Genomic DNA, 20,476 nt, shown 5'->3' with positions numbered 1-20,476 from the left:
ATGGCCGGGCCGTGCTGCTAAACGAAGAATCTTCATGATGATCGGTTTCCTGCTGGCGGCACAGGTGACGTGCCGGGCAATCGGGCCTTAAAGTGTAAAAGCGTGGCGTGGGAAAGCGCGGCGTATGAAAGCGCGCTAACCGCTACCTTACTCGCAATGCCCGCCTGCGTCAGCGGACAGCGGTCGCCGACGGCGCCCCGCAAGCCGCAATCGCAAACGGCAATCGCGAGCCGCAATCGCAAACCGCAATCGCAAACCTCAATCGCAAACCGCAATCATCCGGCGATAATGCCCCATCCATTCAATCGCCCCGCCCTGATGATCATGCAGCCCGTCGTTTTCCAAGGCCTACTCTTGCGTGAATTCCACGATACCGACGCCCGCGATTTCGCGGAAGCCGCGCGGGAATCCGTCGATACGGTCGGCCGCTGGATGCCGTGGTGCACGGCTTCGTTTTCCAAGCAAAACGCCCTGGACTGGTTTGCGATGTGCCGTGGCAGCCGTGACGCGCACACGGGATATGAGTTCGGCGTGTTCTCTGAAGACACTGGTCAGTTGCTGGGCGGCGTGGGGCTGAACGCGATCAATCAGCAAAACCTGTTCTGCAATCTGGGCTACTGGGTTCGGCAGTCCGCCCAACGGCAAGGCGTTGCGCATCGCACGGTGCTGGCGATGCTGCCCCACGCCTTTGACACCCTGGGCATGCACCGTGTCGAGATCGTGATTGCAGAGGGCAACGCGGCAAGCGAGGCGGTGGCGCGCAAGGTGGGCGCGCAGTACGAATGCACCGCGCGCAATCGGCTGCAACTGCATGGGGGGCCGGTGCCTGCGTCCATTTACTCGGTTATCCCGTAGCAAACGCGCGGCAATCAGGGGCGGCGGGCCGCATGCGCCTCAAGCAGATGCGCCTGGAAAGCCGCCACGCTACGGTTGCGCGGTTCGGTACGGCTGACCAGGCCCAGCGGCGGCAAGGTGTCGGCAAGCGTGCAGTCCAGCCGCGCCAGCGCGCCGGAATCCAGGCCTTCGCGCACGAAGCTCAAGGGGCCCATCATCAGTGCCTGGCTGGCGCGCAGGTAATGCACCATGGTGGCAAATGAACGCGTGCTGAGCGGTTGCAGGGGCGGCAGTTCCCCGCATTCGGCAAACAGCGCCTCGAACGCGCGGTAGGTCTGGCTATCCAGCGGCGGGCTGGCCCACGGGTAGGCCAGCAGGTCGGCGGGTTGCAGATTGCGGCGGCCCAGCAGCGGGTGCCCGGGGCCCGAGGCCACCACGCAGATGTCGGCCAGCAACGCCTGGAACTGGGAATCGGGCGCCAGCTGCGCGGGTTCACGCGCGACCAGAAAGTCCAGTTCGCCATCTGCATAACGACCCAGCAATACCGGCAGCGCGTCTTCGAACAATTCCAGACGAACCTGCGGCTGCCTGGCAAAGAATTCGGGCAGCGCGGGGTTGATGACGCCGCTGACGCCGGCAGTGATTGCGCCCACGCGCACGGTCCCTTCAAAGCCCGCGCCCGCCGCCGCCAAGGACTCTGCGCAACCGGTCAGGCTGTTCATCACATTGCGCAGCAAAGGCAGCAAGTCCCGGCAGGCAAAGGTGGGCCGCATGCCGCGCGCGTGCCGCTCGAACAGGCGCGCTTCCAGCACGCGCTCTACTTCCAGCACCATCTTCGTGGCGGCCGATTGGGTCAGGCCGATCTGCGCGGCAGCGTGCTGCACGCTGCCCAATTCAGCCACCAACACGATCAGCTGCAAATGCCGCAGCCGGGTGCGCGCGATCAGGCGATTAAACAGAGTGGCCGCGGAGGACGGGCTGCCGGGGGTGGCGGTGGCGGTGGCGGTGGCGGTGGCGGTGGCGGTACGCATGGGGTTAGCTATTCCTAAATGGCATATCTTTCATTGATATTTCACTTTTCAAGTATAGCTATTCAAGGCGCAATAGCGGCCTGACACCAACAAAACAAGGGGTTCGAAATGCTGCACTTTTTCCGTCGCGCGCGGGTTCGCGCCGCGCTGTCCGCCGCCCTGGTCGCGGCAGCCACGTTTGCCCCCGCGCAAGCGCAAACCTGGCCCGACAAGCCGCTCACCATCGTCATCCCCTTCCCCGCCGGCGGGTCGATTGACGCCGTGATGCGGGCGATTTCCCCGCAACTGAGCGAACGCCTGGGCCAGACCGTGGTCATTGAGAACGTGGGCGGCGCCAGCGGCGCGATTGGCGCCGGCCGCGTCGCGCAGGCCAAGCCCGACGGCACGACGCTGCTGGCCGGCAGCATCAACGACGTGGTCTTGCAGCCGCTGGTCAATCGCAACCTGCGGTATGGCACCGACAATTTCGACCCGGTTTCGCTGGTGTTTACGTCGCCGCTGATCCTGGTGGCCCGCAAGGATCTTCCCCAATCAAATATCGACCAGGTCGTGCAGGCGCTGCGTGCCGCGCCGGAAAGCCTTAGCTACGGCAGCCCGGGCCAGGGCACGTTCCAGCAGGTGGTGGTTGAAAACCTGCAACGCCGCACCGACACCAAGATGCTGCATGTGCCGTACAAGGGCGCGTCGCCGCTGATCAATGACCTGCTGGGCGGCCAGATCGACCTGGCCGTCATGGCGCCGCCCACCGCGCTGCCGCATCTGCAACAAGGCCGCATCAAATCGCTGGGCGTGATCAGCCGCCAGCGGCTGGCGGCCTACCCCGACCTGGCCACCATCAACGAAAGCCAGACGGTCAAGGGCATGGAGATGGTCGGCTGGGTGGGCGTGCTGGCCCCCAGGGGCGTGCCGCCCGAGCGCCTGCAACGCGTGCGCGACGCGCTTGCCGCCGTGATGGACAAGCCCGAGGTGCGAGAACGCGTACTGGCCATGGGCATGGAATCGGCAACCGCCTACGACAAAGCCAGCTTCGATGCCCGCATCCGTGACGACGTCACCGCGTTGCGCGCCTTGAACCTTCCGACGCAGCCTTGAGGAACCGCATGACCACGCACCAAGACCCTGGCGCCGGCCACCGCAACACCGGCATTGCCGACAGCGCCGACACCGCCGACACCGCCGACACCGCCAAGATACTTGCAACCATTACCGCCAACCCGGCGTTTCGCGCCATCCGCCGCGATGTGCACGCGCATCCGGAGATCGGCTTTGAAGAACACCGCACCGCATCGCTTGTCGCCCGCGAACTGGCCGCCTGGGGCTGGCAGGTATCGACGGGCATCGGCGGCACCGGCGTGGTCGGCACGCTGACGCGCGGCACGGGCGCGCGCCGCATCGGCCTGCGCGCCGACATGGACGCCCTGGCAATGCCCGAAGCCAACACCTTCGCGCACAAGTCGCAACACGACAACCGCATGCACGCCTGCGGTCACGACGGCCATACCGCCATCCTGCTGGCCACGGCCTGGTACCTGGCGCGGCACGCGCAGTTCGACGGCACCATCCACTGCATCTTCCAGCCCGCCGAAGAAGGCGGCCAGGCCGGCGCGCGCGCCATGATCGAAGACGGCCTGTTCGAACGTTTTCCCTGCGATGCCGTATTCGCGTTGCACAACTGGCCCGACCTGCCCGTGGGCAGCTTCGGCGTGCGCGCCGGGCCTTTCATGGGGTCCAGCAACCGCTTTCGCATCGACATCACCGGCAAGGGCGCGCACGCCTCGCAGCCGGAACTGGGCGTCGACCCGTTAGTCTGCGCCGGCCACATCCTGTTGGCGCTGCAAACCGTGATCTCGCGCAACCGCGCACCCGACGAACCGGCGGTGCTGTCCGTCACGCAGATCCACGGCGGCGACGCGGTCAACGTCATCCCACAAGCGGCGTGGCTGGGCGGCACGGTGCGCACGCACCGCGACGACACGCTGGACATGATCCAGCGGCGCATCGAAGAAATCACCGGCGGCGCCGCCACCACGTTCGGCTGCACGGCCACGCTGACGTTCGAACGCTGCTATCCGTCGCTGGTGAACGACCCCGAACAGACGCGCTTTGCGGTCGAGGTCATGCGCGAAGTCGCGGGCGATGACCGCGTGTCGGATGACCTTGCGCGGCTGATGGGGTCCGAGGATTTCTCTTTCATGTTGAACGAGCGGCCGGGCTGCTACGTGCTGCTGGGCAACGGCGCGGGTGCGCATCGGGACGCAGGGCATGGGCCCGGGCCTTGCCGCTTGCACAACCCGTCGTATGACTTCAACGATGAAGCGATCCCGCTGGGGGCCGCGTATTTCGTGCGCCTGGCGCAGCGGTTCCTGGCGCGGAACACGGGCTAGAAGCCGGCCGGGGGCTTGGGCACGTTACGCGTGCCCCGCTCTCTTGTCATTCCCGGCGGGCAAGGTGAAAATCGCCCCAGGGCGCGCGGCGCAGCCAGCGCGAGGACAGGCGATCCGGCCGCCGGGGGAACTGCGTGTGAAAGATGCTGGTCAGTACGCAACGCACAATGCTACGTATCTCGACGGCTATCCGCCCTCGGACTGGTTGTACCAATGCGCGATGGGCCTGCTCAAGCGCCCCGTCAATGACGCCATCGCGGATCTGCTGGCCTTCATGGGCGAGACCTCGGACGCAGACCGCGCCTGGATGATCGAATACCGCCCCGACCTGCTACGCCTGCGCAACACGCACGAATGGTGCCGCGGCCAGACGCAGCCCTTCGTTGAGCAATTGCAGGATGTGCCGACGACCCTGATCGCCTGGTTGCACCGGTTCATGGTGAAAGGCTTGGCCGTGGCCATTCATGACATCAACGACCTGCCGCGTACCGCGCGGCCGATCCAGATGGAATTCCAGCGTCAGGGTAATAAAAGCGTGCTCAGCGTGCCGGTCTTTCATGACGGAAAGCTCTACGGCATCATCGGTTTCGACACCACCGCGCAGCACAGGACGTGGTCCCCGCAAGAAGTTCGGGCCGTATATCAATGCGCCAACCTGATCGGGCAAGCCAAGTACGCCAACCGCCGCGATGACCTGCGCGCCCTCTACGACGGCACGACCGCCGTCATCTATCTGACCATGCGCGGCGTGGTCCGAGGCGTACAGCCCGACGCCATCGTGGGCGTGCGCTCGGCCGGCAATTACAGCGAGATCTGGCTGGACGACGGCTCGATGGTGCTGGATTCCCGCGCGCTGGGCATGTGGTGCACCCTGCTGCCGGACAAGACCTTCTTTCGTGTGCACCGCACCGCCATTGCCAACGCGCTACATGTCATGGACGTGGACCGCAGAAGCGTCGACAAGTGGCTGATCCGAATGCGGTCGGTAGACAGCCACTGGCCGGTATCCCGGTCGTACCGCAAGCTGCTGCGCGAGCGCATGGGGATCTGAAAGCCCGCCCCTGCCGTGCACCGGCGGATGTCGTTCGTCATGCCGGCATGTTGTTTCGTCCTGACACAGAAGACCGTTCGCCAAGTTCTTGGGATTATCTCGGCATGCGGAGGAACCCCCGTTCCCCGCCGCTTTTTCTACAGGATCGGCATGCTGGCGTCCCGCTTTGTTTCGCGCTTCACCTCCCTGGCGTTTTCCGTCGCGTGCGCGCTGGGCACCGCCCCAGCCAACGCCGCCGACCCCGCGCTACAGGACGCCGTGTCGATGGCCGGCATGCAGCTCTATCTGAATTCGGGCGCCCCCGCCGTCATCATCGCGGTGGTACGCGGCGACGATGTCGTGATCCAGGGCTATGGCGAGACGGCGCCGGGCAACGGGGTCGAACCCGACGAACATTCCGTCTTCCGGATCGCGTCCGTCTCGAAGGTTTTCGCCACCGATGTGCTGGCGTCCTTGGCCGCCAAGGGCAAACTCAAACTGACGGACCCGCTGGCCAAGTACGCACCGGACGGCACCCACCTTCAATCCCACGGCCGTCCGATCACCCTGTTGGATCTGGCCACGCATTCTGGCGGGCTGCCGCGCGAATTGCCCAACCCGGACGCCAAGCCGTCAGACAACCCCTACGCCGCGTTTGACCGCGCCTATTACTGGAAATGGATGAGCGCCAACAAGCCGGCCTATGTACCCGGCACCACCACGCTGTATTCCAACCTGGGGTTCGGCTTGCTGGGCGACGCGTTGGCCAAGGCGGCGGGCACGGACTATTCAACGGTGCTGGCCAACGAAGTGACCCGACCGGCGGGCTTGGTGGATACCACCAACGTGCTTAACGATGCGCAAAAGAAGCGGTTGATGACGGGGTTGGACCCGTTCGGCAAGCCTGACGCGAACGCAACGGTGCCCGACGTGATGTATGCCAGCGCGGGCATTTATTCGTCGGCCAGCGATATGGCGCGATGGATGCGCTGGCACCTGGACGGCGCCAGGCAGGCCAAAGAAGCGTTCGCGCTGGACCATCTGATGTGGCTGCCGTATGACGGTCTGAAGTCAGTGGTGGGCACCGAAGTGACCGACGCCGACGGCATGGGCTTGGGCTGGGTGGCGACGTTGCCGCGCAATGGAGCGCCGTTGCTGCTGGGCAAAAGCGGCGGGCTGGGGGGCTTCATGAGCTATGCGGTGCTATCGCCGAACCGGGATCTGGGCATTTTCGTGGTGGCCAGCCGCGTCAACTTCGCCATGTTCGAGAACATCCATTCGCAAGTACGCACATTGGCGGCCGAGTTGGCGCGGTGATCGGGTTGAAGTCGGTGCAGCGCGCCGTGCCGCCGATCCACGCCGCGGTGTGCGGGTTGTCTGGGTTATTCGGGATGCTTGCCATGCTGGTCGCGCACACGGCGTCGGCGCAAGATGCCAGAGACATCTTCAAGACCGAGATTTTCTTGACGCCCTATAGCGAATTGGGCGATGGCGACAGTCAGTACCCGCAGCTGAACGGCCGCTTTCTACTGATGACCGGCTACACCGGCTTTTTCGGCATCAAGGACGACAGCGGCCAGATCCCGCGATCCCATTGGAGCAGCGTGCAGCCCACCGCCGAGGCTGCCCTGGTCTTGCAACTGACGCGCGAATTTTCCATCCGAACCAAGGCCACGTTCAACTCGGCCGACAACGAAACAAAGGACAACGCGTTTTCCGACCTGGGCGTCGATATGGACAACCTGTTCGCCGCCTATACGGCCGATCACTATGCGCTGTATGCCGGCAAGATGGACCTGGGCTTCGGGGATGCCTGGCATGTCATCGACGGCGTGTACACCGGCTTTAACGACAACTCGGAGTTTCGCGGATCGATCGGCTTGGGCGGACGCTACACGTTGGACACGCCTGGCCAAGGCGCGCATTCCGTGGCGGCGGTGCTGTTCAAGCGTGACGACACGGCGCTGAACCGCCGCCTGAGCCTGGACGATGGCTTCATCCGCACGGACGCACCGCCCGCCTTCAGCGACCAGATGAAGTCCTTCATCGTGTCCTATGACTTCCGCGACCTGCCGGGTTTGGAGCGCCTGTCGGGCGGCGTGGATGCGGGCAGGCTGTACGTGGACCCGTCCCAGGGAAAAAGCGCCAACACCGTGTCGGCCCGCCTGCGCTATGACACGCCGCTGGGCAACGCGTGGAGCCTGGGCTGGTTCAACGAGGCCACCTATGCCACCGCCTTTCGAGGCGCGCCGGTGGCAAACGGCAACGGCGTGACGTCGGTGTCGCTGTCGCGCGACCGCTGGCAACTGACCGCCACAGCCGCCGTGCGCAGGCTATCGGGCAGCGAACAAAAACTAGCGCGCTACGGGCTCAAGGACGACGTCGATTGGGCGCTATCGGGCGCCCTGACCTACGTGACGCCCTTGGGCTTCATTGTGCAGGCGGGGTTGACGCATCAGCGCGACCAGGCCATTCGTATCAACCAAGGCGTTTTTCGCATCGCTTACCAGGCGGGATTCTGAGGGCACCATGACAAGCAAAACACTATTTCCGGCCTGGGCATGCGCCTTGGCGCTTGGCGGTTCCGGGGCGTGGGCGCAGCCCGTGCCGATCGACAGCGCGGCCAGCCCGCCGGCGGACGTCGTGGCCATTCCCTCAGGCAGCGTGCAACACGCCGTCCAGGCGCTTCCGGGCATCGTGCAAGACATCATGACGCGCAGCGGGGTGCCGGGCATGGCCGTGGCCGTGGTGGTGGACGGCAAGACGGTGCTGGTACGCGGCTGGGGCACGCGCGAGGTCGGCAAGAACGCGCCCGTGGACGCAAGCACGGTGTTCCAGATCGCATCCATCTCCAAGTCACTGTCGGCAACGGTGGCCGCGATCGAGGTGTCCCAAGGCACCGTGGCGTGGGCCGACCCCGTGGCCCGATACCTGCCGGACTTCCGCCTGCAAGACGCCTATGTGTCCCGGCACGCCACCATCGGCGACTTCTTTGCGCACCGGTCGGGGCTGCCGGGCACTGCGGGTGACGACCTGGAAGACCTGGGGTACAAGCAGGCCGACGTCATCACGCGCTTGCGGCAATTGCCACTGGATGCCTTTCGCACGTCCTATCACTACGCCAACTTCAGCACGACTATCGGCGCCAACGCCGTGGCCAGGGCAGCGGGCCGCCCGTGGGACAAGCAGGCTGACGAACGGCTGTTCAAGCCCTTGGGCATGCAGGCCACCAGTTATCGCTTCGACGACTTCATGGCGCACGCCAATCACGCGGTTCTGCATGGCTACCAACAGGGCAAGTTCGTGCCGCTGGGCCAGCGCAATGCGGACCAGCAGGCGCCCGCCGGCGGCGCGTCGTCCACCGTCATGGACATGGCCGAGTGGCTGAAGCTGCTGCTGGCCGACGGCCAATATCAGGGCAAGAGGCTTATCGCCCCCGGCGCGCTGCTGCCCGCCCTGACCGCCCAGGCGTTTTCCGCGCGTGCCCACGATCTGAATTCGCGTTCAGGCTTCTATGGCTATGGCTTCAACGTCAACACCGAACTGGGCGGCAGGCCGTCGATGGGGCATTCGGGTGCCTTCCTGATGGGCACGGGCACGACCTTCAAGATCGTGCCGTCGGCGGGCATCGGCATTGTGGTGCTGACCAATGGCGCGCCCATCGGCGCGGCCGAATCCGTAGCGGCGGCGTTTACCGATACGGCGCTTTACGGCAAGCCGACACGGGACTGGTACGCGGCCTATCACGGGGCGATGAAGGGCTTTTTTGAACCGCAGGCGGACCTTTCCGGCAAGGTTGAACCGGCCAAGCCGACACCCGCACAAGCCGTGGCCGCCTACGCCGGCGGCTTTGACAATCCGTACTACGGCGCGGCGCGGATCGAACAGGCCGACGATGGCCTGACGCTGGTTCTAGGCCCGCGCGCAATGCGCTTTCCGCTCACGCACTGGGATGGCGACACTTACGCTTTTTCGCCCGTGGGCGAAGCGGAACTGGTCGCTTCGCGGGCGTCGCTGGTGTTCCAGATGGACCAGGGCCGTGCCGCCGGCTTCGCCATCAAGTTCTATGACGATGCCGGATTGGGCCGCTGGACCCGTCAATAGCGCGCGGGCTGGGTGCCTGGGCTGGCATCAATGCCGCGCATCCGCCCATCAGCGCGGTTCCGGCGCGATGGCATCCAGCGCCCGGATGTCATCGTCGCTCAGGCGCAACGCGGCGGCATCGACGTTTTCGCGCAGGTGCTTCACCGACGACGTACCCGGAATCAACAAGATGTTGGGCGAACGCTGTAGCAACCAGGCCAGCGCCACCTGCATCGGCGTGGCTTGCACCTTGTTCGCCACGTCCGACAACACCGCCGACTGTAGCGGCGAGAAACCACCCAGCGGGAAGAACGGCACGTAGGCAATGCCGTCGCTGGCCAGTGCATCGATCAGCGCGCCGTCGCCGCGATGGGCCAGGTTGTATTGGTTCTGCACGCAAACGATGTCGGCAATGCCGCGCGCCTGCTCCACTTGCCGCGCGGTGGCGTTGCTAAGGCCGATGTGACGCACCAGTCCCTTGCGTTGCAGTTCGGCCATCGTGGTCATGGATGCTTCGATGTCCCCTTCCGCCGGGCCCGCCACGTCGAACATCAAGCGCAGGTTAACGACGTCCATCACGTCCCGCCCCAGATTGCGCAGGTTGTCGTGCACGGCCGATTCCAGTTCAGCGGCAGAGAAGGCGGGAATCCAGGACGCATCGGCGCCGCGTCGCGCCCCCACTTTCGTCACGATGACCAGGTCGTCGCGATACGGATGCAGTGCTTCGCGGATCAGTTGATTCGTGATATGCGGCCCGTAGAAATCGCTGGTATCCAGGTGGTTGATGCCAAGTTCCACGGTTTCCTTCAGGACGGCAATGGCTTGTTGTTTGTCCTTGGGCGGACCGTACACGTGTGGGCCGGCCAGTTGCATGGCGCCGTAGCCAAGGCGGTTGACGTTGAATTCGGCCAGGCGATAGGTGCCGGCTTGTTGGGCTTGGGTCATGGGGGTATTCCTTGAACGGGGGGTGAATGCAGCCAGTCTAGGCCTGGATTGGCCGTGCGACAATCGGGCACAATCGCACAGCTTGTGCGGAAATCCGAACAATCGAGAAACGCCGTGGTCGACCTTCAAGACATCAGCGCCTTTGTTGCCGTTGCCACGCATGGCGGCTTTCGTGGCGCCGCGCGCATGACCGGGGCCAGCGCATCGCAATTGAGCGAGGCGGTGCGCCGGCTGGAAACGCGGCTGGGTCTGCGGCTGCTTAACCGAACGACGCGCAGCGTGGCGCTGACGGTTGCCGGACAGCGCTTGCTGGAACAGCTGACGCCCGCGCTCAACGCGGTGGAATCGGCGCTGGACGTGGCCAACCACTTTCGTGATCGGCCGGCGGGCAGGCTGCGGCTGAATGTGCCGCTGGCGGCATCCAAGCTGGTGCTGCCGCGCATCGTGCCGCCATTCTTGGCCGCCTACCCGGAGATCTGCCTTGAGGTCGTTGTCGAGGACCGCTTTGTGGACCTGCTGCAATCGGATTGCGATGCGGGCATTCGCTACGAAGAAAGCATGGACCAGGACATGGTGGCCATTCCGATCGGCCCCAAGCGCCAGCGCATGGCCGTCGCGGCGTCGCCCGCGTATCTGGCCAACCATGGGCGCCCGCGTCGCCCTGAAGATCTGCGCAAGCACATCTGCCTGCGCGGGCGTTTTTCCAGTGGCGCCATGCCCTCGTGGGACTTCGAGCAACAGGGCAAAACCGTCACGGTGGACGTGACCGGTCCCTTGATCGTGGGCCTGGGCGCAGCGGCGGACCTTGCCGTGGATGCGGCCGTTGCGGGCACCGGCGTGGTTTACCTTTTTGAGGAATGGCTGCAACCCTACATCGATCGTGGCGAGCTCGCGCCCGTGCTGGAACGCTGGTGGCCCAGCTTCAACGGCCCGTCGCTCTACTTCCCGGGGCGCCGCTATCTACCGGCGCCGTTGCGCGCTTTCGTCGACTTCGTCCAAACCGTGCGTTGGTAGCGGAAACCTGCAATGAGCACCCCTCACGAACTTGGATAGGGAGCCGCGCCCCCGGACGCGTCGTCGGTACTGTGGCGCGGTTTTGCGGCGGTACCGACCGGCCCGACCATTAACAGCGGCATGCCCGCTGCCACGGCAAAAGGCGGCGGCAACACCGCCATCACGCCAGCGGCGCACCGATAGGCCTGGTACGGCAGCAGGCCCTGGATCGTGCCCAAGTCATGCGCCGCGTCAGCCCGCGCTTGCAAGGCGGTTTGCTCGTCGCGCAGCTTGCGATTGGCCGCGACGGAACGCGCATCCAGCCGGGCTTGCTGATCGTGGTAGGCCTGGATGGCGTTTTTAAGGCAATGGGCAGTGTATTGATCCCGCATCGCGTCGACGGACGCGGTGGGCCGAGCGGCATCAACGCTGGCGGGTCGATGGGCGGCGCGCGCGAGGGGCGCCCCAGCCGCCATCGCAGCCGATCCCTGCACGGCTTGAATCCGCGCGTAGGGCGACAGAGGCGGTTGCGTCGGAGGCGCGGCACGCGTTTGCGCCCGCAGGCGTTCGCTGCGGTAAGGGTCCACAATGTCGCGGTTTTGAACGTATGGACGCTGAGTATCGGCAATACGGACCTGGCCGGTCGGATCAATAGCACGGGCAATCATGGCAGCCTCCTTGGGGATGCGTGGGCGACGGGTCGTGCCCGGCAATGTCGTCTTAGGTTGCAGCGCTACGGTCGCCCGGCGGCTTTGGCGGGCATGCGGCGTTGGGCTGCCATCCACAGCAACTGCGCCGCCGAGCCCACCACGAAAATCGCCAACCACACCCCCAACGCGCCGCGCACCAGGGGCGATTGCGGGCCTTCGGCAAGCGGATGCGAAACGGGCAGGCGCGTCAGCGTTTCGGCGATGCCGGGCACCCACATCAAGAAAAAGCTGAACGAAAACCCCAGTTGCGACAGATAGGGACGCGACCGCGCCAGCCAGGACAATCGCGGCGCCAGCAACGCCCCCGACACGGCCAGCAACGCCAGGATTCCCAACGCGTGCCCGGCGTTGAAGCCACCAGAGCTGGACAGCCCGAACGACGTCAGCACCGCCAATACCAGCCCGCCCAGATAAAGCTTGCCCGTGCGCGTTGCGGGGTCGATGCCTTGATACCGCGCAAAGCTGTACAGGCCTACAACGGCGGGGACAAGGCTGATGAGGGTGTGGGCGGCGCCCAAGGTGGAAATAGGATGTGGCATGGCAAGAACTCCAGACAGGAAACAAACCGACTAGTTGGTCGGCAATCAGGGCAAAAAAAAGCGGGATAAAGCGGCACTGCGAATGCGGGGGTTAACGGTCAACGGCGCGCACCCCGAGGTGCGCTTATCCCACTGTCAGGCCGCCGCGCTCAACTGCTTGATGGCCGCGCGTGCAATCGATTCGAATACCTTGGGGTCGCCGAAGGCACGCGCCGTCAACATCGCGCCATGCACCATCGACATGAAAGCCTGCGCTTCGGCCTCGACCTTGTCGCGCAAGTGGAACTGGCCCTTTGCCGCCCCACTGGCCAGCACCGAGCCGATCCAGGCTGCCAGCTCGGCAAAATAGGCGCGGACTTCAGCGGCGACGGCGCTGGGAATCAAGGGCGCCTCGGCGGCCAACATGGCGCATATGCACATGGGCATCGTGCCCTCGCGGATGCACTTGGCCCAGTATTCCGTGTAGGCCGTCAAGCGCGCTTGCGGGTCTTCAACATGCTGGTCAAGCTTGGCCAGCCCCTGGCGCGCCTGATCGCGATGCACCATCACCACGCTCAGGACCAAGTGTTCCTTGGTGGGGAAATGATGGTGGATGCTGGGTTTGCCGATGTGGACGCGTGCGGACACATCGGCATAGCTGAAGCCGTGATAGCCGCCGGCGGCCAGCAGCAGTCGCGTCTGCTCGACGATTTCAAGGGCCTTGGGCGAGAGTTCCAAACTCATGGACTTCCAAATTCGGTTTACGGGTAGGCCGCTACTGGAATATTCACCAGGGGCGCGCATGGCTGCCAATCTACTAGTTGGTCGGTTGGGAGTCAACAATTTCGTGCCGATACACTCGTGTCAACAGGCGATCGGGCGCCGCGCGCGCCCGCTCTTGCCCGGCGTGCTTCGAACATCCCGCCCCCAGGACCGCACGCGTTCGTTAGGCTACAGTGCCGGGGGGCCGACAAAATTTTGGACGTCGCGCCCAGAAATCCTGGAGAAACACCGCAGTGAACGACACCCGCCTACCCGACCCGGACAGCCCCGAAGACCGCAAGGAACAGGAGCCCAGGCTTTGGCGCGATGACGGCTGGACCGCCCGGGTCATCAAGAATGAAGAAGACGACGGCTGGGCCGTCGAAATGACGATGGACGGCCAATCCGAGCCGGCCTTGGTCGGGCCGTGGACCATGGGCCGCGACAAGAAAAACCCCAAGCCGCTTGACTCGCCCGCCTTCATCACCCTGGTCAAGACCGCCAACGAAGTGCTGCGCCGCCATGAACAGCAGTTGCATGCCACGTTGCACAAAAGCGTGAAGATCGACGCCGAGGCGGGCCGCCTGACGGTCAAGCTGGACATCGTGCCCGACGAAGACGAGCCTTACGCCGTGCTAAGCGCGTACGATGAATCCGGCGAACAACTGGCCCAGGTCAACGTGCCGCCGACGTACAAACTGACCGTGCAGCGCGCATCCGAATGGGCCAGTGGCGGCTTCGGCAAACAGGGCTGATGGAGCGTTCCCGCAGTCGGCGTATCGGCGATTAGCGGCGCATTTCGGCATCCCCGTTCGGCGTTTCATACCCCATCCGTAAAGGACTTCTGATGCCTAAATTCGTGACGATAGGATATGGCGATCAAGCGGGTTACGACCGCACTCCGGTCGCCTTGCGAGACGCCGCGCACGCACACGACGCGCGATTGCAGAAAGAAGGCGTGCTGATGGGCATAGCGGGCGCGCCGGTGCAGGTGCGCAACACCGGCGCGGCCGGGGTAGAAATCACGAATGGCCCCTACTTGCAGTCGCCCTTGCCCCTGGCGGGCTTTGCCATCATCGAAGCCGCGGACCTGGCCGAGGCCATCGCCATCGTGTCGCAAACACCGTGCGCGGTGGCGCACGGCGTGGTCGAAGTCTGGCCGCTGGAACCGGCCTAGCGCATCACCTGCCACGCTGGGCGGGTTCGCGGCAACGGCTTCTTGCCAGCCGCCACGGACCAGATCAGACCGGGCCGGATTATCTCTACTTCCCCCGACAATTTGCGCATATTACTATCGGCCATCGCCCGGGTTATTGCAGCCGTTCGGGGCATGTCTTTGCGGTCTGGGTAATTCTTAACGGAGCACAGCAACATGGATCATGCCGCAACATGGGTTGCTCGCAATGCGGTGGCTTCTGCCGTGGTGGTGCTGCTGGCCCTGCCCGGCGCGGCTTTTGCCACCGAAGGCGCGCTGGGCCGTCAGGTCACGGGCACCAATGTGCAGCCCAATGCGGGCATCGTGTCACCCGAACCCATCTGGGCCGTCAACCTGTCGCAGCTGTACCTGGACGGCACCATCGGCGGCAGCCGCGAGGTGCCGGTAAGCGGACGCACCTCGTTAGGGTTGGATGCCAAGGTCGCGTTCACGCTGGCCACCGTGCTCAAGACCTGGGACACGGGGCCGGGCCGCTGGAACTTCGCGTCCAGCTTCACGCTGCCGTACGTCTGGACAAAGGTCAATTCCAAGGTAACCGGCGCGGGTGGCAGGTCCATAGGCGAGACCGACACAGCCTTGGGCCTGTTCGACTTGTATTTCACGCCGGTTATCGCGGGCTACCATTTCTCGCAAACCTCGCACATGGCGCTAAGTCTGAACATCTGGGCCCCTACCGGCAAATACAACGCCAAGGACATGGCCAACCCCAGTCTGAACAACTGGACGTTCATTCCCCAGGTGGCCTACACCAAGATCTTTCCGGAATCCGGCTATCAGCTGGATACCGTCGCCGCCGTGCAGTTCTACACCCGCAACAACGCCACGGACTACCAGAACGCGCCCGTCTTCAGCTGGGACGTCATGGGCCGCAAGACCTTCAGCAACGGCATCAGCGCTGGGCTGGTGTTGGGGACCCAGCAACAACTAGGCAACGACACCGGGCCAACGGCCGACCGGCTCAACGGTTTCAAGGGCCACGATTGGGCGCTGGGGCCCATCGTTACGTACGACAGGAAGCTGGCGGACAAGCGATCCCTGTCGCTGAGCCTGCGCTGGGTGCCCACCATCAGCAGCAAAAACAGGCTGGACAGCAATAGCACGGCCATGGCCACCGCGACCTTGGTGTTCTGAAACTTGCTGGCAACGCCGGCGCATGGACCCAGTCGGCCGGGTCCTTGCACGACGGATCGGCAGGAGTATGCTACGCCGCTTCGTCCCTATCAGACTCACCCATCGCTATGCGCGGCAATCCCGACGCCAGACAAGGCGCCATCGCGTTGCACGGATTCTATTTCCTGTATTACGGCTTGCAGGGCGTCAGCATCCCCTTCCTTCCCCTTTGGCTAGCCAGCCGTGGCCTGGACCCGGCAATGATTGGCCTGATCGTCGCCACGTCGTTCCTGCCCAAGATTTTGTCCACGCCGGTGGTCGCGCACGTGGCCGACCAGACGGGCCGCGCGCACGCCTTGATGGCATCCGCGTTGGCGGCGTCGCTGCTGCTGTTCATCTGCTATCCGTTCATGCACGCGCCGGGCTGGCTGCTGGGCGTCACCCTGCTCTTGAACGCGGTGTTTCCGGCGGTGCTGCCGCTGATGGACCGCATGGCCATCGCCAGCGGCCGCGCGCAGGGCAATTCGTACACCATCGTGCGGGCGTGCGGATCGCTGGGTTTTGCGACGGTGACGGTGGCAGGTGGATATCTGATCAAGACCTTCGATGCCAACTGGGTGATGTGGCTGTCGATTCTGCTGATCGTGGCGTGCCTGGCTTGTGTCCGGCTGTTGCCGCAGGCGGCGCAGCCTGGGCCCGACGCTAACGTAGCCACGGCGAACGTCGGGGCGGCGCCACGCGCGCGCCTGCCCATGCTGGAAGTCGTGCGCGATCGGCCGTTGCTGATGTGTATCGCCGCCGCCTCGCTGGTGCAGGCCAGCAATGGGTTCCTGTATTCCTATTCCACGCTCTACTGGACGGCCAGCGGCCTGTCGACCGCGCTGATCTCGTTGCTGTGGGTGCTTGGCGTCGGCAGCGAAGTGCTGTTCTTCTTCCTGGCGCCCAAGATCCTGGCGCGCACCGGGGCACAGTGGCTGATCCTGGCGTCAGCCGTCATGTCCGCCATCCGCTGGGCGGGCCTGTCCATCACGACGGACCCCACCCTGATCGGCGCCTTGCAACTGTTGCAGTGCTTCACGCTGGCCGGCAACAACGCAGCCATCATGTGGTACATCACGCGACACGTGCCCGCCGCGCGCAAAACGTCGGCCATCGCCCTGTACGCGCTGTTGTCCGGCGGGGTATTCATGTTCGCCAGCATCCAATTGGGCGGCGCGCTGTATCGCGGTTATGCGCCCGGCGGCTTCATGGTCATGGCAGCGTGCGCAGCCTGCGCAATTCCGCTTGTCGTGTATGCGGAGCGCTTGCGGCGAAACGTACGGCCGGGCCACATCTGACCCGATCGGGCCAAATTTGGCCCGCAGTAAGCCGTTGATAAGACGAGGATTCTTTGGGATCGGGTCGTATCTGGCTCGCTTTGTTGTGGAAAACTGGGGTTTTTCTGGGCGGCGGCGGATTTTGCCTTGGACGCGGAGCACCATTTTTCGCGTAAGCCGTTGATAAAGCGGGTCTATCTTCTTACCCCCACTCCCGTGGCACGGTTATTGCATTACCCCGGTATTGAACTGGCCCGGCGCATGGCTTCATGAACAATCGCCGGCAGCCGGCGCGGGCGTTTGACGGCGGTGCCGATCGACGCCCGAGTGTTCGCGTTAGGCCAACCAGGGGAGTTGCATCATGGGTTCGCATGCGGGTTCGTTCGCCTATCAGGCGCGGCTGGCGGTATTGGAAACCATGGCGGTGCCGGTCGGTACTTGCCGCGCGTGCGAGCGCAGCGGGATGCCGATTCTGTTGCTGCGCGAGGCGGCATTGCCGCAGGGGCCGTCCCCCTTCGATCCCGAACAAGACCGCGTACGCATCGATATGCAGCCGGGCAACTATCGCGTGCTGCGCGAAGGGTTTGTGTATGTGCTGCTGGATCAGGAAATCTGGCATGCGTATCAAGTCACCGCCGACGGGCACATGCGCCAATATGACCCGTACCGAATGCCCGAGGGCACTCCCCGCCCCTTGTCCCAGGCTTGCACGGGTGTAGGGCACGACGTGCGCGCTTCGTTCATACACGTCGACACCGCGGTCTACAAGGAAGCGTGGATCGCGTTCTCGCAGGACCGGTGGCCTGAGCCGGTGTTGGACGCCTACAAAGCACAAAGCGCGCCATCCGCCCGATTCTTGAAAGTGGACCTGACGACGTTGCAAGAAACGCCCCAAACGGTATTGCACGGGTTGAAATTCGCGGATGGGTTTCTGACCGATCACGTGTGGGAATACCGTTACGACGGGGAAGATTTCGGCAGCCGACATGCGGTGCGCACACGTACCCCCAGATTCGTGCCGCTGAATGACTATGTGGACGGCATCGCCAAGGCGCAGGCGCTGCCGCAAGGTGTGCCGGTATTGGCGTTGCCCGATCCGGTGGGCGTGGTGTTGGAATTCAATCAACAACGCCATTTGCTGATTAACGACCGGCTCGCGTGGGCGGGCAATGCCGAACGGCAGTATCTACTGTTCACATCGGCGGCGCTGGTGCAGATCAGAGAGTTGGAGAAGACCTGGGCACAGACCCAAGCGGTACAGGAAGTCGAAAAAGAGATCGAATACCGCCGACAACACAATGACCATCCGGTGCTGGGCACGCGTTCCCATTTACCGCCGGTAGATGTCCCCCGCGAAACGGAAATCGCGGCCAAGCGCATCACGGCCGAGTATCACGAACGCCTGGAACAACGCTACAGCGAGCCGCGTCGCAAGCAGTTTCAGGACATGCACGATAAGGAATGGCAGCGCAGGCAAGGACTGATAGATACGATGGCGGCCCGCTATGTCGCATGGCTGCAATCCCTGGCCTGGCTGCGCATCGCACGGTACGACTACTCGGCTACCGATCCGCACTCGGCGGCGGCGTACACCAAGATGGTGGCGGCATGCCTGGACGGCGGCCCCAGCGAAGCGCCCCCGGTTGATGGCGGAGATCTTGGCCCCACGCAGCAGCTGTGGAAGGCCTTGCTGGAAAACCCCGACAGCATTCTGTACCAGGCGCTACTAGCCAAGAACGCCCGCCTGCTTGAAGGCCTGCGTCCCACTTTTACGGAAGGCTTCAAGGCCAATGATTCCGGCAAGCTATATGCCGCCATCAAAGACGTGATGGCCTCGCAGGAAGGTGAGATGTATCTACGCAGCACCGTAAGGGACGCGGCGGGCCAACTGCAAGGCGCGATGATCAACGCCGTGTTGACGATGGACGCACGGACGCAAGAGCAGTTTTCGCCCGTGGCCTCCACCGTTCATCAAGCCGCATTGCTGCTGTATGAGCGCACCCAAATGCTCCGCGTGGAGATTGAACTGACGCTTGGGGAATATCAGGAATTGCTTACCCACCAGATGCGCCAGGAATACGACAAGGCCGCGCAGGAAGCCGGCAAGAAGGCTCGGGCGCTGATATTCAGCGGCATGCTGACCCTGCCTGGACCGGCGCAGCACCAGGTATTCAAAGCCACGTTCTGGATTGCGGACACGGCGGAAGGGCTAAAAGAGAAATTGACCGCGGTGTCCGAAGCCGGTGCAAACGCCATGGAAGCCGGCTGGCGCAGCGTGCTGGTAAGCGTGGGCGGACTGGAACCAAAGGCGCAGGCGATAGCCGGGCAATTACGCACCACGACAGCCGATGCAAAGCTCCGAGCACATGGGGCCTTCGTGGGTATGCGCGGAATGGCGAACCTGGATGTGGCGTTGTCCATGGGCGCGTTGTTCTTCCAGCAGGATGCGCTGAAAAGCAGCCTGCAAGAGCTGGAGCTCGCATTGGGTGACCAATACCCGGAAGCCATCGCGGGCGTTGCGGCAAGCGCGATGGGCGCAATGGGCGTGGCCATTGAGGCGACGGGCATGGGAATACGAAGCGTGGTGCAGGCGATGGAAAAGGCCGCCATCGCCGAAGCACGCGCTACGAACGCGTTGACGCTGGGCAAGGGTTTGATTCGGTTTGGTGGGGTGACGAGTGCACTGTCGGGCGTCGTGGAAGGGCTGCAGTTCGGTTCTGCCGCTTTACGAGCGGGGCGATCCGGCGATGTCATCGCCCGCAACCGTTACTTCTTTGCCAGCGGGCTCGCCATACTTTCCGGATGGGTCGCAGCGTACGCAGCACTAGCCGGGGCGTCATCGCTCCTTGGTCCGTTGGGATGGGCGATGGTCTTGGGTCTGCTCGCCTACGCCGCTTCGGAAAATGCGAAAAGAAATAGGTCCACTTCCATCGAACAATGGGCGCGCCGTTGCTATTTTGGCAACCATGACGAGAACCCGGCCGTATGGTGGAACGCTGCGAGAACCGGCGCTTCCGTTCTCGCCTACTCTGATCCACAGGTTGCAATCGACAAAGGCGTGCTGGCCAACGCAGACAAAGATACTGCAATCGGCGCTCTGAACGCGGCTTTGCTGGGAGTAGAAACAAGCTTTGGATTTCATCTCAAGCCCAGACTGTCGACCGCGCTGGTGATCGGTAGCGGAATGCACTGGGGAACGGCGCTTGATTACCGGATCACCCTCCCTGTCTGGTTCGCAGAACGGTCTGGATATGCCATGTTGCTGGGTTTGAAAAGGCACACCCCTGAAGAAGTCGTTATTGCAGAGCAGCACAGGGCTCCGTCACTTGGACAAGTATCCCCCGTCTCCAAGCCACCGGGATACCACGTCGACGAGGCCGCCACTCACCGCCCCACCTCGGCGCTGCCGCTAATTGGCGGGACAATCCTACTAGACCTGGACGACGCAGACATTGAATCCGCGACGCTCAAAATCAGGTACTGGCCCGACACAGCCGATGCCAGCCTCTACGGCGAAATCACAGCCACTGCGCAGCGCTAACGG

Annotated in this window: 18 protein-coding genes; 13 read left to right on the top strand and 5 right to left on the bottom strand. The window is 64.0% G+C overall.

All coding sequences use genetic code 11. The annotated features are described in order from the left end of the window. Window positions 1-324: 324 nt before the first annotated feature. A complete protein-coding gene (locus ACNPP0_RS27965) occupies window positions 325-855 on the top strand; it encodes a GNAT family N-acetyltransferase (protein ID WP_448707737.1) in 531 nt (176 codons plus the stop codon). Between the two features lie 14 nt (window positions 856-869). Here ACNPP0_RS27965 and ACNPP0_RS27960 read toward each other — a convergent pair whose 3' ends face one another. After that, window positions 870-1,865: a LysR family transcriptional regulator gene (locus tag ACNPP0_RS27960; protein WP_448707715.1), complete on the bottom strand. Its 996-nt coding sequence runs from the start codon at window positions 1,863-1,865 to the stop codon at window positions 870-872. A gap of 108 nt (window positions 1,866-1,973) precedes the next feature. Here ACNPP0_RS27960 and ACNPP0_RS27955 point away from each other — a divergent pair, with 108 nt between their 5' ends. The 6 genes from ACNPP0_RS27955 (at window position 1,974) to ACNPP0_RS27930 (ending at window position 9,383) form a co-directional block, all read left to right on the top strand. Beyond that, window positions 1,974-2,957, top strand: coding sequence for a Bug family tripartite tricarboxylate transporter substrate binding protein (locus tag ACNPP0_RS27955; RefSeq protein WP_448707714.1), 984 nt, complete (start codon window positions 1,974-1,976; stop codon window positions 2,955-2,957). An 8-nt stretch (window positions 2,958-2,965) separates the two neighbouring features. Continuing rightward, window positions 2,966-4,249 carry a M20 aminoacylase family protein gene (locus ACNPP0_RS27950; protein WP_448707713.1) on the top strand — a complete coding sequence of 428 codons (1,284 nt, stop codon included), beginning with the start codon at window positions 2,966-2,968 and terminating at the stop codon, window positions 4,247-4,249. A gap of 136 nt (window positions 4,250-4,385) precedes the next feature. Beyond that, window positions 4,386-5,300 (top strand): GAF domain-containing DNA-binding protein, encoded by a 915-nt coding sequence (locus ACNPP0_RS27945; protein WP_448707712.1) that lies wholly within the window; start codon window positions 4,386-4,388, stop codon window positions 5,298-5,300. A 150-nt stretch (window positions 5,301-5,450) separates the two neighbouring features. Then, on the top strand, window positions 5,451-6,596 hold the full coding sequence (gene ampH / locus ACNPP0_RS27940) for a D-alanyl-D-alanine-carboxypeptidase/endopeptidase AmpH (protein ID WP_332608486.1): 1,146 nt from the start codon (window positions 5,451-5,453) through the stop codon (window positions 6,594-6,596). 83 nt (window positions 6,597-6,679) lie between these two features. Further along, window positions 6,680-7,801 carry a hypothetical protein gene (locus ACNPP0_RS27935; protein WP_448707711.1) on the top strand — a complete coding sequence of 374 codons (1,122 nt, stop codon included), beginning with the start codon at window positions 6,680-6,682 and terminating at the stop codon, window positions 7,799-7,801. Between the two features lie 7 nt (window positions 7,802-7,808). Beyond that, on the top strand, window positions 7,809-9,383 hold the full coding sequence (locus ACNPP0_RS27930; protein WP_448707710.1) for a serine hydrolase: 1,575 nt from the start codon (window positions 7,809-7,811) through the stop codon (window positions 9,381-9,383). Between the two features lie 48 nt (window positions 9,384-9,431). On the opposite strand, the gene ACNPP0_RS27925 is transcribed toward ACNPP0_RS27930, so the two are convergent. Then, entirely contained in the window at window positions 9,432-10,307 is an 876-nt protein-coding gene (locus ACNPP0_RS27925; RefSeq protein ID WP_448707709.1) for an aldo/keto reductase family oxidoreductase, read from the bottom strand. Between the two features lie 114 nt (window positions 10,308-10,421). On the opposite strand from ACNPP0_RS27925, the gene ACNPP0_RS27920 reads away from it, so the two are divergent. Beyond that, entirely contained in the window at window positions 10,422-11,321 is a 900-nt protein-coding gene (locus tag ACNPP0_RS27920; protein ID WP_332608490.1) for a LysR family transcriptional regulator, read from the top strand. A 23-nt stretch (window positions 11,322-11,344) separates the two neighbouring features. Here the strand turns inward: ACNPP0_RS27920 and ACNPP0_RS27915 are convergent, their stop codons facing one another. From ACNPP0_RS27915 to ACNPP0_RS27905, 3 genes are all read right to left on the bottom strand, one after another. Next, window positions 11,345-11,968 carry a hypothetical protein gene (locus ACNPP0_RS27915; protein ID WP_448707708.1) on the bottom strand — a complete coding sequence of 208 codons (624 nt, stop codon included), beginning with the start codon at window positions 11,966-11,968 and terminating at the stop codon, window positions 11,345-11,347. A 65-nt stretch (window positions 11,969-12,033) separates the two neighbouring features. Further along, entirely contained in the window at window positions 12,034-12,549 is a 516-nt protein-coding gene (locus ACNPP0_RS27910) for a hypothetical protein (RefSeq protein WP_448707707.1), read from the bottom strand. A 135-nt stretch (window positions 12,550-12,684) separates the two neighbouring features. Then, window positions 12,685-13,272, bottom strand: a complete 588-nt coding sequence (locus ACNPP0_RS27905) for a TetR/AcrR family transcriptional regulator (RefSeq protein WP_448707706.1) — start codon at window positions 13,270-13,272, stop codon at window positions 12,685-12,687. 272 nt (window positions 13,273-13,544) lie between these two features. Here ACNPP0_RS27905 and ACNPP0_RS27900 point away from each other — a divergent pair, with 272 nt between their 5' ends. The 5 genes from ACNPP0_RS27900 to ACNPP0_RS27880 all read left to right on the top strand — a co-directional run bounded on the left by ACNPP0_RS27900 (window position 13,545) and on the right by ACNPP0_RS27880 (window position 20,473). Next, window positions 13,545-14,045 (top strand): hypothetical protein, encoded by a 501-nt coding sequence (locus tag ACNPP0_RS27900; protein WP_332608494.1) that lies wholly within the window; start codon window positions 13,545-13,547, stop codon window positions 14,043-14,045. Between the two features lie 92 nt (window positions 14,046-14,137). Beyond that, complete coding sequence (locus ACNPP0_RS27895) at window positions 14,138-14,467, top strand: YciI family protein (RefSeq protein ID WP_332608495.1); 330 nt, start codon at window positions 14,138-14,140, stop codon at window positions 14,465-14,467. Window positions 14,468-14,662: 195 nt separating this feature from the next. Further along, window positions 14,663-15,637 carry a SphA family protein gene (locus tag ACNPP0_RS27890; protein WP_448707705.1) on the top strand — a complete coding sequence of 325 codons (975 nt, stop codon included), beginning with the start codon at window positions 14,663-14,665 and terminating at the stop codon, window positions 15,635-15,637. Between the two features lie 107 nt (window positions 15,638-15,744). Further along, window positions 15,745-16,953 (top strand): MFS transporter, encoded by a 1,209-nt coding sequence (locus ACNPP0_RS27885; protein ID WP_448707704.1) that lies wholly within the window; start codon window positions 15,745-15,747, stop codon window positions 16,951-16,953. A 340-nt stretch (window positions 16,954-17,293) separates the two neighbouring features. Next, the gene (locus tag ACNPP0_RS27880) at window positions 17,294-20,473 is read left to right on the top strand and encodes a T6SS effector BTH_I2691 family protein (protein ID WP_448707703.1); all 3,180 of its coding nucleotides are present in this window, start codon (window positions 17,294-17,296) and stop codon (window positions 20,471-20,473) included. Window positions 20,474-20,476: the final 3 nt, after the last annotated feature.

The sequence above is a fragment of the Achromobacter semiaridum genome, assembly GCF_053543755.1.
Note: the sequence above shows the minus strand (reverse complement) of the source record. Positions and strands in the feature narration are given on the sequence as shown.

Excerpts from the sequence above, each read along its gene's own strand:
- ACNPP0_RS27880 (WP_448707703.1), top strand. The coding sequence starts at position 17,294 with ATGGGTTCGCATGCGGGTTCGTTCGCCTATCAGGCGCGGCTGGCGGTA.
- ACNPP0_RS27910 (WP_448707707.1), bottom strand. The coding sequence starts at position 12,549 with ATGCCACATCCTATTTCCACCTTGGGCGCCGCCCACACCCTCATCAGC.
- ACNPP0_RS27950 (WP_448707713.1), top strand. The coding sequence starts at position 2,966 with ATGACCACGCACCAAGACCCTGGCGCCGGCCACCGCAACACCGGCATT.
- ACNPP0_RS27885 (WP_448707704.1), top strand. The coding sequence starts at position 15,745 with ATGCGCGGCAATCCCGACGCCAGACAAGGCGCCATCGCGTTGCACGGA.
- ACNPP0_RS27905 (WP_448707706.1), bottom strand. The coding sequence starts at position 13,272 with ATGAGTTTGGAACTCTCGCCCAAGGCCCTTGAAATCGTCGAGCAGACG.
- ACNPP0_RS27960 (WP_448707715.1), bottom strand. The coding sequence starts at position 1,865 with ATGCGTACCGCCACCGCCACCGCCACCGCCACCGCCACCGCCACCCCC.
- ACNPP0_RS27895 (WP_332608495.1), top strand. The coding sequence starts at position 14,138 with ATGCCTAAATTCGTGACGATAGGATATGGCGATCAAGCGGGTTACGAC.
- ACNPP0_RS27930 (WP_448707710.1), top strand. The coding sequence starts at position 7,809 with ATGACAAGCAAAACACTATTTCCGGCCTGGGCATGCGCCTTGGCGCTT.
- ampH (WP_332608486.1), top strand. The coding sequence starts at position 5,451 with ATGCTGGCGTCCCGCTTTGTTTCGCGCTTCACCTCCCTGGCGTTTTCC.
- ACNPP0_RS27955 (WP_448707714.1), top strand. The coding sequence starts at position 1,974 with ATGCTGCACTTTTTCCGTCGCGCGCGGGTTCGCGCCGCGCTGTCCGCC.
- ACNPP0_RS27965 (WP_448707737.1), top strand. The coding sequence starts at position 325 with ATGCAGCCCGTCGTTTTCCAAGGCCTACTCTTGCGTGAATTCCACGAT.
- ACNPP0_RS27890 (WP_448707705.1), top strand. The coding sequence starts at position 14,663 with ATGGATCATGCCGCAACATGGGTTGCTCGCAATGCGGTGGCTTCTGCC.
- ACNPP0_RS27925 (WP_448707709.1), bottom strand. The coding sequence starts at position 10,307 with ATGACCCAAGCCCAACAAGCCGGCACCTATCGCCTGGCCGAATTCAAC.
- ACNPP0_RS27915 (WP_448707708.1), bottom strand. The coding sequence starts at position 11,968 with ATGATTGCCCGTGCTATTGATCCGACCGGCCAGGTCCGTATTGCCGAT.
- ACNPP0_RS27935 (WP_448707711.1), top strand. The coding sequence starts at position 6,680 with ATGCTGGTCGCGCACACGGCGTCGGCGCAAGATGCCAGAGACATCTTC.